Genomic DNA, 14783 nt, shown 5'->3' with positions numbered 1-14783 from the left:
CGAGGAGACGCCATGTCCATCGAGTTCTCGAGCGTGATCCAGGCACCGCGCAAGGAGGTGTTCGACTGGCACTCGCGTCCCGGTGCGATCCGGCGGCTGCTGCCGCCCTGGCAGCCGATGGACGTCGTGACCGAGTCCGCCTCGCTCGAATCCGGCACCGCGGTCCTCGGATTGCCAGGCGGACTGCGCTGGGTCGCCCGACACGATCCCGAAGGCTACGACCCGCCTGCACGTTTCGTGGACGAGCTCGCCCACGCGGGCGTGATGTCGCAACCGGCCAGGCTGGTCGGGTCGTGGCGGCACGAGCACCGCTTCGAGGAGGCCGGTGAGTTCCGAACCCGTGTGATCGACCGGGTGGACACACCCGTGCCGGGCCGCCTGCTCACGCAGACCTTCCGTTACCGCCACCGCCAACTCGCCGACGACCTGGCGAGCCACCGCTGGTCCCACAACCAGGGGGTGCGGCCGGGCACCGTGGCGGTCACCGGCTCGAGCGGGCTCGTGGGCACCGCACTGACCGCCTTCCTCTCCACCGGCGACTACCGCGTGATCCGGCTGGTGCGCCACGAACCCCGCAGCGACGACGAACGCCGCTGGGACCCGGACGATCCCGCACCCGACCTGCTCGAGGGCGTCGACGCCGTCGTCCATCTCGCCGGGGCCTCGATCGCGGGCCGGTTCACCGACGACCACAAGGCCGCGATCCGCGGCAGCCGGATCGAACCGACCCGTCGTCTCGCCGAACTCGCCGCCCACACCCCCAACGGCCCGGCCACCTTCGTTTCCGCCTCCGCGATCGGCCTGTACGGCTACGACCGCGGCGACACCCCGCTGGACGAAGGATCGTCGCGCGGCGACGGATTCCTGGCCGACGTCGTCGCCGACTGGGAGGAAGCGACCCGTCCCGCCGAGAAGAAGGGACTGCGGGTCGTGCACGTGCGCACCGGCATCGTGCAGACCCCGCGCGGCGGCACCCTGCAGCTGATGCGCCCGCTCTTCGCGGCCGGGCTCGGCGGGCGGCTCGGCGACGGCCGGCAGTGGTTGTCGTGGATCGACATCGACGACCTCGTCGACGTCTACCACCGGGCCCTCGCCGATCCGGAGGTCTCCGGACCGGTGAACGCCGTTGCACCGCAACCGGTACGCAACGAGGAGTACACGCGAATCCTGGCCGCGGTACTGCACCGGCCCGCCCGGCTCCCGGTGCCCGGTTTCGGGCCGCGGCTGCTGCTCGGCGACGAGGGAGCACGGGAGTTGGCGGAGGCCAGCCAGTTCGTCGTCCCGAAGGTACTGATCGACCACGGGCACCGGTTCCGGCGTCCCGACCTCGAATCGTCGCTGCGGCACCAGCTCGGCCGGATCCTGGAGCAGCCGTGAGCGGGCTGCGGATCCTCGTCACGGGAGCCACCGGATACATCGGGGGCCGCCTGGCCCCGCGACTGCTCGAGGCCGGCCACCGCGTCCGGGTCCTGGTCCGCGATCCCCGCAAGTTGCAGGACGTGCCGTGGGCCGGCGACGTCGAGATCGTGCGCGGCGATCTCGGCGACCGCGGGTCGCTGGAGCAGGCGTGCCGCGACATCGACGTCGTGTACTACCTGGTGCACTCGATGGGCGGCAAGGAGGACTTCGTCGACGCCGAGAAGCAGGCCGCGCAGAACGTCGCCGAGGCGGCCCGCGACGGAGGGGTCTCGCGCATCGTGTATCTCGGTGGACTGCATCCCGATTCGGGCGAATTGTCGCCCCATCTGTACTCCCGTGCCCAGGTGGGGGCCATCCTCGTGGACTCGGGTGTGCCCACCCTCGTACTCCAGGCCGGTGTCGTGATCGGTTCGGGTTCGGCGTCGTTCGAGATGATCCGGCACCTGAGCAACCGGCTCCCCGTCATGACCACGCCGCGCTGGGTGGACAACCGGATCCAGCCGATCGCGGTGCGCGACGTGCTGCACTATCTCGTCGCCGCCGCCGACGCGCCCCTCGAACGCAGCGGCGCCTACGACATCGGCGGCCCGGACGTCCTGCGCTACGGCGAGATGATGCAGCAGTACGCGGAGGTCGCGGGACTGGCGAAGCGGCGAATCCTCGTACTACCCGTTCTCACACCGAAACTCGCGGGCCTGTGGATCGGTCTGGTGACGCCGATCCCGCCGGGGCTCGGCCGGTCGCTCATCGAATCGCTCTCCAACGACGCGGTGATGCGCAACCACGACATCGACGCGATCATCCCGCCCCCGGAGGAGGGACTGACCGGCTACCGCGACGCGGTGCGCCTGGCGCTGGGGCGGATCGAACGCGGCGAGGTGGAGACGACCTGGGCCGACGCCTCCCCCGTCGGCGCACCCGCCGATCCGCTGCCGTCGGACCCGGACTGGGCCGGCGAGGTCGTCTTCACCGACGAACGCAGCCTCGACTCCGATGCGTCACCCGAGGAGGTGTTCGCGACGATCGAGAGCATCGGCGGCGAGAACGGCTGGTATTCCTTCCCGCTGGCGTGGACGGTACGTGGCTGGCTCGACCGGTTCGCCGGTGGTGTCGGACCCAACCGCGGACGCCGTCATCCCCGCGTCCTGAACACCGGTGACGCCCTGGACTTCTGGCGGGTCGAGGAGATCCACCGTCCCGAACTGCTGCGGTTGCGGGCGGAGATGCGCGCACCCGGCGGGGCGTGGCTCGAATGGCGCGTCGAACCGCGGGAGGGCGGCCGGTCGCGGCTGCACCAGCGGGCCGTGTTCTTCCCCCGGGGCCTCGCCGGGCGGGCCTACTGGTACTCCCTGGTTCCCTTCCACGGCATCATCTTCCGCGGCATGCTCGAGAACATCGCCCACGCGGAACGCTGACCGCCACACACTTCGCCGTCCGCTGCAGCAATCGTTGCAGCGGACGGCGAAACGGTGAGCGGATGCGTCAGACCGTGCAGAGCGGACGGATCTCCTGCAGCCCCTCGGTGGTGGGTGAGGTGAGCATCAGGCACGAGTTGTACCCGTTCTCCTCGACGACGCGGCGGATCTCTTGCCAGACGGCCCGATCCACGACGGGCGACCGCGACAGCACGAACCCGGAGATCCGGGTCGGATCACCGACGAGCGCCCACGAGTAGTCGTCCGCGAGATACGAAACGATGTAGTTGCTCGGCCCGTCCAGGGAGTCCTGGAAGGGCACGCTCGGGAACGCCACGTGCAGCGAGGCGGTGTCGTTGATCCGGGCGTTACCCACGATCCCGCGACGCGCCCCCGTGATCGTGGTGCACGAGTTCTCCACCCGCACATCACGATCACCCTGGAGGGTGTAGAACGCTGTCGTGTCGCGGACGCAGTCGAGGTTGTACGGGGCCGGATTGGCGGCCAGCTGGTACCACTGCCCGACGTACCGGTTCACGTCCAGTTCCCCGACAGGGGTGAGGGGCGCTGCGGAGGCGGGGGCGGCGAACAGGAGCGCGCCCGCGGCGGCGATCGCCACCGCCGCGAGGCCCCGAATTCCGGATACACGCATGAAGTCCACCTTTCCGTGGATCCGATCGGTTACTGCGGAAGGAGCACGCCGTCGATCAGGTAGACGGTCGCGTTCTCGGTCTCGATACCCCCGCAGACGACGTTGGCGTCGTTGACCTTCCACATCTCGCCCTCACCGGTGACCTCGACCGTGCCGCCCTGGACGGTGGTCTGCGTGCCGGCGATGTCGGCGGGAGCGATCTCACCCGCGACGACGTGGTAGGTCAGGATGTCGGTCAGCATTGCCGAATCGGTCTTCAGCGTCTCGACGGTGGCCGGATCCAGGGCAGCGAAGGCGTCGTCGACCGGCGCGAACACGGTGAATTCTCCGTCGTTCAGCGTCTCGACGAGGTTCACATCGGGATTGAGCTGTCCCGACAGGGCCTGGGTCAGTGTGGTCAGCATCGGCACGTTCCCCGCGGCCTCGGCAACCGGCTGGTCCGCGAGTTCGCCGAGCGAGGCGGGGCCGGTGGGGTTGGCCGCCGCGTAGTCCGCGCACCCGGGTCCGACCGGCGCGGACGCCGGCGCGGCGGACGCGGAGGTGGTGGTCGTGGTGGTCTCCATCATCGTGGTCTCCTCCACGATGACGTCGGTGGTCTCGTCCGAGCCCGAATCGTCGGAGCACGCCGCGACACCCAGCAGGGAGATCGCGCCGATTCCGACGGCGGCCAGGCTCTTTCGCGCAGTGATGTTCATGGTTCGGTTCCCTTCGGGACGCGTGGCCTCGGCGGCCACGTCGATCGGGTGTGTCACCTGTCATTCGGCGCCGGTCCCGGGGCGGATGGGTCGGACCGGAAAAGAAATTTCGGGGACACGTCCCCGGGCCCGCACCCATCCGTTCGCCGACCGGTTCCGAATACCGGTCATGCACACCACCTCGGATCGCTCCCGGACCCACCTCCGAGTGCTACCCGGCGATCGCCCTCCCCACACCTGCCCGGTCCGGACGCACCCGGCCGGACGGGTCCGGTCCACGGCACCCTCGTATCGCGGCCGGTCGCGCGGACATGCACACTGTCCGGCGACCAGACCACGTGCCCGGGGGGAGACGCTCATGCTGTCCGACCTTCTCCGCGGTGCGGCGATGTTCGGGAGCGAGCTCGGCCTCGTGTCGGGTGAGGCCACGGCCGCCCCGGCGATCTACCGCACCTTCCTCCGCCGTACACCGGTGTCCGGCGACCGTCCCGCCCGCGAGCAGTACGGCTACGGCTGGGCGGTCGACGTCGACCGGTTGCCGGAGCTGCCCTGGTGGGCGCGTCCCTTCGCGCGGCTCGATCCGTGGGACCGCTTCACCGCGAGCCCATCCGACACCCTCCGTGCCGACACCTTTCGGGACCGGGTGGAGGGCCACCTCGCCGCCGAGGGACTGCGAGTGTCGGGCGGGCGGATCACGGCGCTGCTGGACATGCATCCGTCCGGCGACTCCGTGGATCTGTTCTGGTGTCACGAACCGGACGGGACCCCGGCCCACCTGCTCGTCGAGATCCACGACCGTCACGGGAGGTCCCACTGCCGCACGCTGCAGGTCGGCTGGAGCGACGTCGCCACCAGGCGGGGTGACGTCTTCGCCGTGTGCGTCGGGGTGCACCGGCCCGACGGCCGGGCGTTCACTGCGGCGATCAGCGGTGAACGGGTGCCCCTCACGCTCTCGGCGATCGTGCGGGGACGGACCGGGGCGGGGTGACGGTCGTGTCGGAGACGGTTGCCTTGAGCAGGGGCAATTGTCCGGCTAGGCTCTCATCCGATGAGCGGATCGAGCCGATGACCGGCGTCGGAGGCGACACCCACACCCTCGGTGAGTTGCTCTCCCGTGTCGCTCGTCAGGATCCCGCCGCGTTCGCGGAACTCTACGACGCCACGCGCAGCAGGGTGTACGGCATGGTGCTGCGCGTGCTCCGCGATCCCGGCTACAGCGCGGAGACCACGCAGGAGGTCTACCTCCAGGTCTGGCGGACGGCCGCGAACTTCGACCCGCGACAGGGTTCGGCGCTGGCCTGGATCATCACGCTGGCCCACCGCCGTGCCGTCGACCGGGTGCGCAGCGAACAGTCCGGAGCCGACCGGGAGGCGCACTACGGTTCGATCAGCGTCGACGCGGCCTTCGACTCGGTGAGCGAGGAGGTCGGCCGCCGCGAGGACCGCCGCCGCGTCAACGACTGTCTCGGTTCGCTCACCGACCTGCAGCGCCGCTCCGTGGAACTGGCCTACTACCGGGGACTCACGTACACCGAGGTGGCCGAAGAACTCTCGTCGCCCTTGCCGACCGTGAAGTCGCGCATCCGGGACGGGCTCAAACGACTGAAGAACTGTCTGGGGGTGACCACCGATGGCGAACGATGACTTCCGCGACCTGCTCGACATGGCGCCCGTGTTCGCTCTCGACGCCGTCACACCCGCCGAGCGCGAGGAGATCACCGCGCGCCTCGCCGCCGCCGACCCCGAGACCGCCGAGCGGTTCGCCGCCGAGGTCCGCGAGTATCGGGAGACCCTCGCCGCGATGTCCGCGGGCACCGCGACCGAGCCCTCGCCGGAACTCCGGGTGCGTCTGCTCGATCTGGTGCACGGCGAACTGTCCACCAGGGACGCGCCCGTGGAGCCACCGGTCCCGGCCGAGGCACCGTCCCCGGCCGAGGCACCGTCCCCGGCCGAGGACACACCTGCGCCTCCGGTCTCTCTCGACGAACGTCGCCGGGGCCGCCGCCGGAACTTCCTGCTGGCCGCCGCGGCCGCGGCGGTGGTGGCGATCGGCGGGGTCGTGGTGGCCTCGCAGTGGACGCAGACCGACCGGCCGACCACCGAGCGGGTCTTCGCCGCGGAGGACGTCCGGACGTCGTCGGGTGTGCTCGACGGGGGCGGGACCGCGACGGTGGTGTTCTCCAAGGAGGAGGACGCCGGTGTGCTGGTGATGAACAACGTCGCCCCGCCGAGCGAGGGCACCGTCTACCAGATGTGGCTGATCGGGCCGGACGGTCCGCAGCCCGCGGGCACGATGACACCGGAGGACGTCGCCCCGTCGACGACCGCGGTGCTCGAGGACATCTCCGGGGCCACGGCACTGGGGTTCAGCGTCGAGCCCGCGGGTGGATCGACGCAGCCGACGGCGATGTTCGCCCAGCTCCCCCTCGATTGACATGACCCGCGCACCGCGGAGGTCAGCGGCGGGTGCCGACGACCACGGTGGCGTCGAACTCCTCGGAGGACCGGATCCTCGCCTGGAGACCCATCCGGGTGACGAGGTCCGTGGCGGCGGCCGCCTGCTGTGCGGCGACCTCGACGAGCAACGCGCCGCCGGGCGCGAGCCAGTGCGGGGCCCCGGCGACGAGACGACGGTGGACGTCGAGACCGTCCGTGCCGCCGTCGAGGGCGTGCCGGGGTTCGCGGCAGCGGGCCTCACGCGGCATCGACGCGATCTGCCCGGTCGGCACGTACGGCGCGTTGGCGACGAGCACGTCGACGTGCCCGTACAGCCGTGCGGGCAGGGCGTCGTAGAGATCGCCGTCGAACACGCGGTGCGGTGGCAGGTTGAGCCGCGCGCAGCCCGTCGCGACCGGGTCGACGTCGGCGGCGTGCACCTCGCATCCGCCGACCGCGGCGGCGAGGGCCGCCGCCACGGCTCCGCAGCCACAGCACAGGTCCACGACCGTCGCGCCGGGGGCGGTGAGCTCGGCGGCGCAGTGGGCGAGGAACTCGGTGCGGCGCCGGGGCACGAACACCCCGGGCCGGATCACGAGGGTGAGGCCGCAGAAGGACACGCGGCCGAGGACGTGTTCGAGGGGCTCGCCGGAGACCCGCCGGGCCACGAACCGGTCGAGTTCGGCGTCGGTGCGGGCGGTCTCGCGGAGCAGTCGCGCTTCGTCCTCGGCGAAGACGCAGCCCGCGGCGCGCAGGGTGGCGACCAGGTCGGGCCGGTGGGCGGAGACCATGAGGCACCCTACCGCGTGAGTTCACTCACCTGTGGTGGATGGTTTCGCCCCGGGCGGGGTATCCGGACCGCGGTCACGAGGAGTGTTGTGGGCGCGAACGATCTCGAGCAGCAACCGGCGCAGGGTCGCCGGGTCGGACACCGCAACGGGCGAGGCACCGTCCGCGGTGTCGTCGCGTTCCACTTTCAGGGCCCGGTGATACTCGGCGAGACCGGCCGGGGTGATCTCCACCCGCATCCGGCGTTCGTCGTCGGGATCGACCGCGCGGGTGACGAACCCACCGCGCACGAGGTGGTCGACGGTCCGACTCATGGTCTGGTCGGTCACGCGGCAGGCGCGGGCCATCTCCCGCTGCGAGAGCGGTCTCTGCGCGACGGCGTGCAGGGCGATCACCCCGGCGTGGGTGAGTCCCCGCTGCCGCAGCGTCTGTTCCCAGGCCTGCTCGACGAGGCGGGCGGCGGTGGACAGCAACCGCCCGGTGGGCCAGGCGTCGAGGTCGTCCTCACCACTATCGTTCAGCACGCTGAATAATTTAGTGTCGATTCGTCAGCTCATGCCAGCAGGAGGAACCTTGAGCCCTGGAGAAAAATCGAGCCCCGGAGAAGATTCGGGTACTGCCACCGCACCCCCGAGATCGACCAGCAGATGGCGGTGGTTGCTGCCCGCCCTGCTGCTCGTCGTGTGGCTGCTCGCCGCCGGGGGCGGCGGTCCCTTCGCCGGCAAGCTCAACGAGGTCGCGTCCAACGACGCGAGCACCTTCCTCCCGGCCTCCGCCGAGTCCACCCGCGCCGACGAGCTGTACGCGCAGTTCAACGAGAGCGAGTTCATCCCCGCGATCGTCGTCGCCGAACGCGACGGCGGCATCACCCCGGACGACCTCGCCTTCCTCGCCACCGAATCCGCCGGTCCCCCGCCGATCCCGTCGGAGGACGGTGAGGCGGCGCAGATGATCGTGCCGCTCGACGCCTCCGGCGAGATCAAGGAGTCGGTCGAGGATCTGCGCACGGCACTCGAGGGCGCGCCGGAGGGGCTGACCGTCCACGTCACCGGCCCGGCGGGTCAGGCCGCCGACCTGTCGGCCGCGTTCGCCGGCATCGACGGGCTGCTGCTGCTCGTCGCGGGCGGTGTCGTCCTGGTCATCCTCGTCGTGGTCTACCGCAGCCCGATCCTGCCGTTCGTGGTGATCGTCTCGGCGGTCTTCGCGCTCGCACTGGCGAGCCTGATCGTGTACCTGCTCGCCGACGCCGGCACCATCGCGCTCAACGGCCAGAGCCAGGGCATCATGTTCATCCTGGTCTTCGGTGCCGCCACCGACTACGCCCTGCTGCTGGTCTCCCGCTTCCGCGAGGAACTGCGCATCGAGCAGGACAAGTACGCGGCGATGCGCGCCGCCCTGCGCGGTTCGATCGAGCCGATCGCGGCGTCGGCCGGCACCGTGATCCTCGGCGTGATGTGCCTGCTGCTGTCGGATCTGAACTCCAACCGCGGCCTCGGCCCGGTGGCCGCCATCGGCATCGCCACCTCGTTCCTCGCGTCGCTCACCTTCCTGCCCGCAGTGCTCGTGCTGCTCGGCCGGGCGGCGTTCTGGCCCAGCCGTCCCCGCTTCGAGCCCGGCACCGATCGCGACGACCTGCAGGGCTCGCACCGGTTCTGGGGCCGCATCGCGAACTTCGTGGGTTCCCGGCCGCGCCCGATCTGGATCGTGTGCAGCCTCGTGCTCGTCGCCTTCGCTCTGCTCGCCCCGCAGTTCAAGGCGAGCGGCGTCGCGTCGTCGGATCTGTTCCTGCTGCAGACCGATTCGAAGTCCGGCCAGGAGGTCCTCGGCGAGCACTTCGACGCCGGTACCGGTTCGCCCACCGTCGTCATCACCCGAGAGTCCGCGCTCGGCGACGTGCTCACGGCCACCGAGGGTGTCGAGGGCGTCACGACGGTGCAGCCCCTGCCCGGTCCCGACGGGGCACCGCGCGTGGTCGACGGGCTCGTCGCCGTGCAGGCCACCCTGTCCGATCCGGCCGACTCCCTCGCCGCCGAGGAGACGGTCGAGCGCATCCGCGAGGCCGTGGGCGGGGTGTCCGGCGCCGACGCGCTCGTCGGCGGGCCGACCGCCGTCGACCTCGACACGAAGGACACCGCGACCCGCGACCGCACCCTCATCATCCCGGTGGTGACGATCGTGGTGCTGCTCGTGCTCATCGTCCTGCTGCGGGCGATCGTGGCGCCGGTCCTGTTGATGCTCACGGTGATCGTCTCGTTCGCGGCGACCCTCGGTGTCTCCTCGCTGGTGTTCAACCACCTGTTCGGGTTCCCGGGTGCCGATCCGACGGTGCCGCTGTTCGGGTTCGTCTTCCTCGTGGCGCTGGGTATCGACTACAACATCTTCCTCATGACCCGCGTGCGGGAGGAGACGAAGAGGGTCGGTACCCGCGCCGGAACCCTGCGGGCGCTGACCGTCACCGGTGGTGTCATCACGTCCGCAGGAATCGTTCTGGCGGCCACCTTCTCCGCGCTGGCCGTGATCCCGCTGCTGTTCCTGGCGCAGATCGCGTTCATCGTGGCGTTCGGCGTGCTGCTCGACGCCCTGCTGGTGCGGACGCTGGTGGTCCCGGCGCTCACCATCGACGTCGGCAAGAAGGTCTGGTGGCCGAGTGCGCTCGCCCGCACCGAGCCGACGGAAACGGACGCCCCGGACGCGGGGACCCCCGCCGCCTCACGGCCCTGACACCCCTCGTCCGAACGACCCCCGAGCCGGAAATCCGTTCCGGCTCGGGGGTCGTTCGTCTCACCGGATGCGCTTCGGGGCGCTACCGTCTGAAGGCATGTCCGCGGATGTCACCGCCCCCGCCGAGCGTCCGAGTGCCACGGAAGCCGAGCGGCGCCCCGCCCGGCCGGCACCGGGCGACCGCGCCGGAGGTCGCCTGTCCTCGGTACCGCACGTCCTGGGTACCGTCCTGGGCGTCTACGCGCTGCTGATGGCCCTGTGGTCGATCTCGCCCACACTGCGCTACTGGATCCACGCGCCCCGCGAGTACGTCGACGAATACTATTTCGACGCCCCCGACACGAGCCTGTCGTTCGCGCTGGTGCTGGGCCTGCTCGCCGGTGCCCTCGCCGGACGCAAGCGCATCGCGTGGTGGGTCCTGACGATCTACACCGGCGGATGGGCGATCTCGAATCTCGTTCTGGCCGTCGTCGACCGCGATCCGCACCATCTGATCGCGCTGGTCGTGCACCTGGCGGTCGTGGCGCTGCTGCTGATGTCCTATCCCGAGTTCTTCACCCGGGTGCGGCGCGGCAACGTCTGGGCCGCGCTCGGGGTGCTCGTCGGCGGTCTCGTCGTCGGCACGCTCCTGGGATGGGGCCTGGTGGAGCTTTTCCCCGGCACCCTCCCCTCCTCCGACCGGTTCCTCTGGGCGCTCAACCGCGTCACCGCGCTGACCTTCGTGGACAACGACCAGTTCGGTGGCCGCCCGAACGGACTGGTGAACACGCTGCTCGGGCTGTTCGGGGCGCTCGCCCTGCTCGCCGCGGTCGTGGTGCTGTTCCGGTCGCAGCGGGCGAGCAATGCGCTCACCGGGAGCGACGAGTCCGCGATCCGCGGACTGCTCGCACACAGCGACGACTCGCTCGGTTACTTCGCGACCCGCCGCGACAAGGCGGTGGTCTTCGCACCGAGCGGCAAGGCCGCCGTCACCTACCGGGTGGAGCTCGGTGTCTGCCTGGCCAGCGGCGACCCCATCGGCAACCCCGAGGCGTGGCCGCACGCGATCGACGAATGGCTCGATCTCGCACGCGCGTACGGGTGGACCCCGGCCGTGATGGGCGCGAGCGAGGCCGGGGCGACGGCCTTCCACCGGGCGGGACTCGACGCGTTGCAGCTCGGCGACGAGGCGGTGCTGCACACCCGCGACTTCTCCCTCGCCGGCCGCGACATGCGCCCGGTCCGGCAGGCCGTGAACCGGGCCCGCAAACACGGTGTGACGGTGCGGATCATGCGTCACCGCGACCTGTCTCCCGCCGAGATGTCGGCGGTGATCCGGCGCGCCGAGGAGTGGCGCGACACCGAGAACGAACGCGGTTTCTCGATGGCACTGGGGCGTCTCGGCGACCCGCTCGACGGCGACTGCCTGCTCGTCGAGGCGGTCGCCGACGGCGAGGTCGTCGCGATGCTCTCGCTGGTGCCGTGGGGGCCCGACGGCATCTCGCTCGATCTCATGCGCCGCGACCCGCACGCCCCCAACGGTGTCGTCGAGACGATGGTGTCCGAGCTGGCGTCGCGCGGAGCCGAATTCGGTGTGGAGCGGATCTCACTGAACTTCGCCGTGTTCCGGTCCGTCTTCGAGGAGGGCGCCCGGATCGGTGCCGGCCCCATCCTGCGGATGTGGCGGTCGATCCTGCTGTTCTTCTCCCGCTGGTGGCAGCTCGAGGCGCTCTACCGTTCGAACGTGAAGTACCACCCCGAGTGGGTGCCGCGGTATCTGTGCTTCCGCGAGAACCGGCTCCTGCCGCGGGTCGCGCTCGCCTCCGCGATCGCCGAGGGATTCCTGACGCTGCCCACCTTCGGACGCCGGAACGGGCTCGCCCACACCGGTACCTACTCGTCCTTTCCCGGCGTCCGCGAGGCGCAGGCCCTGCACGACGACGGCAGCGCCCCCGACGACGAGGCCGAGGCGCTCGCACCGGCCTCCCACAAGCGGGAACGGCCCGAGCAGGTGCAGGTCCGCATGGACAAGCTGCAGCGGATCGTCGACCACGGGGTGGACCCCTATCCGGTGGCGCACCCGCCGACGCACACCGCCGCCGAGGCCGCCGCGGCGGTACCGGGCACGCAGGTGGTGGTGGCCGGGCGGCTGCTGCGGATCCGGGACTTCGGTGGGGTGCTGTTCGCGGTCCTGCGCGACTGGTCCGGTGACATCCAGATCCTCGTCGACCGCGGCCGGGTGGAGGGACGGCGGTTCCTGTTCGATCTCGGCGACCTCGTCGAGGTGTCCGGCGTGATGGGCCGCAGCCGCACCGGGGAGATCTCGGTGCTCGCCGACTCGTGGCGCATCGACGGCAAGTGCCTGCACCCGCTGCCCGACAAGTACCACGGTCTCGTCGACCCGGAAGCGAAGGTGCGGCAACGCTATCTGCACCTCGCGGTCGACACCGCCGCGCGCGACCATCTCGCGGCGCGCAGCGCGGTGGTGCGGGCGCTGCGCGACGAACTGCAGGCGCGGGGTTATCTCGAGGTGGAGACCCCGATCCTGCAGGCGGTGCACGGCGGCGCGAATGCCGCCCCGTTCGTCACCCACATCAACGCCTACGACGCCGATCTGTACCTGCGGATCGCCCCCGAGCTGTACCTGAAGCGGCTGTGCGTCGCGGGCATGGCAAAGGTCTTCGAGATCGGCCGGGTGTTCCGCAACGAGGGTGCGGATTTCAAGCACAATCCCGAGTTCACGATCCTCGAGGCGTACGAGGCGCACAGCGACTACGAGAAGATGCGGGTCGTCGCGCGGGAGCTGATCCAGGCCGCCGCCCGCGCGGCGCACGGCCGCGAGATCGTCCTGCGTCCCGGGCCCGACGGTACGCCGGTGGAGATCGACATCTCCGGTGAGTGGCCGGTCAAGCCGTTCTTCGACGCGATCTCCGAGGCGCTCGGGACGTTCGTCGACGCGCAGACCCCCGTCGACGTCCTGCGCCGCCTGTGCGACGAACACGAGATCCCCTACAACCCGGCCTGGGACGCCGGCGCGACCGCGCAGGAGATGTACGAGCACCTCGTCGAGTCGAAGACGGAATTCCCCACCTTCTACACCGATTTCCCGACGTCGGTGTCGCCGCTGACCCGCCCGCACCCGCACAAGCCGGGAGTCGCGGCGAAGTGGGATCTCGTGGCGTGGGGCGTCGAGCTCGGCACGGCCTACAGCGAACTCACCGATCCGCTCGACCAACGGGCGCGGCTCACCGAGCAGTCACTGCTCGCCGCGGGTGGCGACGAGGAGGCGATGGAGCTCGACGAGGACTTCCTCGAGGCCCTCGAATACGCGATGCCGCCCACGGGCGGGCTCGGGATGGGTGTGGACCGGATCGTGATGCTCGTCCTCGGGGGCAGCATCCGCGAGTCGCTGGCGTTCCCGTTCACCAGGCCGCGGCGCTCCTGAAGGGTGGTTTCACGTGAAACACCAGGACCTGGCATCGTGAGGTCGTGCAGCTACTCCTGATCCGTCATGCCGAGCCCACCAACGCCCGTGCCGAGACGGGGGTCGCCGACCCGCCGCTCACCGAGACCGGCCGACTCCAGGCCTCGCGGTTGCCGGACGCACTGTCGCCCTACCGGATCACCCGCCTGTTCTCGAGCCCGCAGCTGCGGGCTCTGCAGACCGCCGAACCGGTCGCGGAGGACCGGGGTCTGGCAGTGGAGAAGGTCGAGGAGATCGCCGAGTACGACTACGGGCACGACCACTACTTCACGATCGACGCCGCCAAGGACGTCGCACCCGAGGCGTACCAGCGCATCCTCGCCGGTCACCTGCCGCACTTCGTCGACGAGGACGCCTTCCGCACCCGCGTGCGGCAGGGGATCGACCGGGTCGTGGAGACCTGCGACCACGCCGAGACCGTCGCCCTGTTCGTCCACGGCGGGGTCGTGAACATCGTGCTGCAGGAACTGCTGGACATGCCCCGGCCCCTGATGTTCCCCATCGAGTACGCGTCGGTGACGCGCATCCTCGTCTCCCGCACCGGCGCGCGGCGTGTGGCGTCGATCAACGAGACCGGGCACGTGCGCGACACCCTGCGCGTCTGAGCGAGGGTCAGCGAGCGGCGCGGGCGAGGAGGTCGCGGGCCTCGGTGCGGCCGTCGAGCAGCCGGGAGGTACGGCGCCGGATCCGCCACCGGCCGCCGGCCCGCACCAGCTCGAACCGGTTGGCGCTCACCCGCCACACCCGGAACGAGTCCGAGCCGGCGTCGCGGCGCAGCAGCAGAGAGTGGCAGGTCGCGACCGCGGTGTCGCCGTCGACACGGATGTGCACCGGATCGAGGAGGTGGCCGCAGCCTCCCTCGATGTAGTCCTGGTGCGGCCGCGTGCGCACCATCTCCATGATGGCGTCGCGGCCCTCCATCACCCGCACGTCGACGTCGTAGACGGCGTCCTGCGTCCACAACTCCCCCACCGCGTCGGCGTCACCGGCGTCGACCGCGGGACCGTAGGCCGTGAGCACGGCGTGGATCGCCTGCGTGTCCTCCACGAGTCGCAGGCGGTCCTCGAGGAGTTGCAGGCGTTCGAGGAGAGCGGCGGTGTCGGTCATCTCGATCCTTCCGGAGGGTCGCGGGATGCCTCCGGTTCTACCGGCCCACCGCGCGGCTCCCCGGGCGCCGTCCCGGTCACCGGAAA

13 protein-coding genes are annotated in these 14783 nt (G+C 70.8%); 8 read left to right on the top strand and 5 right to left on the bottom strand.

The genetic code is table 11. The features are described from left to right. Window positions 1-12: 12 nt before the first annotated feature. Together OED52_RS00445 and OED52_RS00440 are read left to right on the top strand one after the other, a co-directional pair. Window positions 13-1377: a TIGR01777 family oxidoreductase gene (locus OED52_RS00445; RefSeq protein WP_264152775.1), complete on the top strand. Its 1365-nt coding sequence runs from the start codon at window positions 13-15 to the stop codon at window positions 1375-1377. Then, the gene (locus tag OED52_RS00440; protein ID WP_264152774.1) at window positions 1374-2834 is read left to right on the top strand and encodes an SDR family oxidoreductase; all 1461 of its coding nucleotides are present in this window, start codon (window positions 1374-1376) and stop codon (window positions 2832-2834) included. The genes OED52_RS00445 and OED52_RS00440 overlap by 4 nt, the downstream gene beginning before the upstream one ends. A gap of 67 nt (window positions 2835-2901) precedes the next feature. Here the strand turns inward: OED52_RS00440 and OED52_RS00435 are convergent, their stop codons facing one another. Continuing rightward, window positions 2902-3486, bottom strand: coding sequence for a lipocalin family protein (locus tag OED52_RS00435; RefSeq protein WP_264152773.1), 585 nt, complete (start codon window positions 3484-3486; stop codon window positions 2902-2904). 29 nt (window positions 3487-3515) lie between these two features. Beyond that, complete coding sequence (locus tag OED52_RS00430) at window positions 3516-4181, bottom strand: fasciclin domain-containing protein (RefSeq protein ID WP_264152772.1); 666 nt, start codon at window positions 4179-4181, stop codon at window positions 3516-3518. A 358-nt stretch (window positions 4182-4539) separates the two neighbouring features. Between OED52_RS00430 and OED52_RS00425 the strand changes: the two genes are divergently transcribed. The 3 genes from OED52_RS00425 (at window position 4540) to OED52_RS00415 (ending at window position 6615) form a co-directional block, all read left to right on the top strand. After that, window positions 4540-5169, top strand: coding sequence for a DUF1365 family protein (locus tag OED52_RS00425; protein ID WP_264152771.1), 630 nt, complete (start codon window positions 4540-4542; stop codon window positions 5167-5169). A 77-nt stretch (window positions 5170-5246) separates the two neighbouring features. Beyond that, a complete protein-coding gene (locus OED52_RS00420; protein WP_264152770.1) occupies window positions 5247-5825 on the top strand; it encodes a sigma-70 family RNA polymerase sigma factor in 579 nt (192 codons plus the stop codon). Continuing rightward, window positions 5812-6615 (top strand): anti-sigma factor, encoded by an 804-nt coding sequence (locus tag OED52_RS00415; protein ID WP_264152768.1) that lies wholly within the window; start codon window positions 5812-5814, stop codon window positions 6613-6615. Before OED52_RS00420 ends, OED52_RS00415 begins: the two co-directional genes overlap by 14 nt. Window positions 6616-6637: 22 nt before the next feature. Here OED52_RS00415 and OED52_RS00410 read toward each other — a convergent pair whose 3' ends face one another. Both OED52_RS00410 and OED52_RS00405 read right to left on the bottom strand, forming a co-directional pair. Then, complete coding sequence (locus OED52_RS00410; protein WP_264152767.1) at window positions 6638-7408, bottom strand: putative protein N(5)-glutamine methyltransferase; 771 nt, start codon at window positions 7406-7408, stop codon at window positions 6638-6640. Window positions 7409-7429: 21 nt separating this feature from the next. After that, the gene (locus OED52_RS00405; RefSeq protein ID WP_264152766.1) at window positions 7430-7930 is read right to left on the bottom strand and encodes a MarR family winged helix-turn-helix transcriptional regulator; all 501 of its coding nucleotides are present in this window, start codon (window positions 7928-7930) and stop codon (window positions 7430-7432) included. A 148-nt stretch (window positions 7931-8078) separates the two neighbouring features. Between OED52_RS00405 and OED52_RS00400 the strand changes: the two genes are divergently transcribed. From OED52_RS00400 to OED52_RS00390, 3 genes are all read left to right on the top strand, one after another. Beyond that, window positions 8079-10127, top strand: coding sequence for an MMPL family transporter (locus OED52_RS00400; RefSeq protein WP_264154791.1), 2049 nt, complete (start codon window positions 8079-8081; stop codon window positions 10125-10127). 97 nt (window positions 10128-10224) lie between these two features. After that, window positions 10225-13551, top strand: a complete 3327-nt coding sequence (gene lysX, locus OED52_RS00395) for a bifunctional lysylphosphatidylglycerol synthetase/lysine--tRNA ligase LysX (protein ID WP_264152765.1) — start codon at window positions 10225-10227, stop codon at window positions 13549-13551. Between the two features lie 44 nt (window positions 13552-13595). Further along, entirely contained in the window at window positions 13596-14195 is a 600-nt protein-coding gene (locus OED52_RS00390; RefSeq protein ID WP_264152764.1) for a histidine phosphatase family protein, read from the top strand. A gap of 7 nt (window positions 14196-14202) precedes the next feature. Here OED52_RS00390 and OED52_RS00385 read toward each other — a convergent pair whose 3' ends face one another. Further along, window positions 14203-14697 (bottom strand): nuclear transport factor 2 family protein, encoded by a 495-nt coding sequence (locus tag OED52_RS00385; protein WP_264152763.1) that lies wholly within the window; start codon window positions 14695-14697, stop codon window positions 14203-14205. Window positions 14698-14783 lie beyond the last annotated feature (86 nt).

It is taken from the genome of Rhodococcus sp. Z13 (genome assembly GCF_025837095.1).
In the GTDB taxonomy this organism is placed as follows: Bacteria; Actinomycetota; Actinomycetes; order Mycobacteriales; family Mycobacteriaceae; genus Rhodococcus; species Rhodococcus sacchari.
Note: the sequence above shows the minus strand (reverse complement) of the source record. Positions and strands in the feature narration are given on the sequence as shown.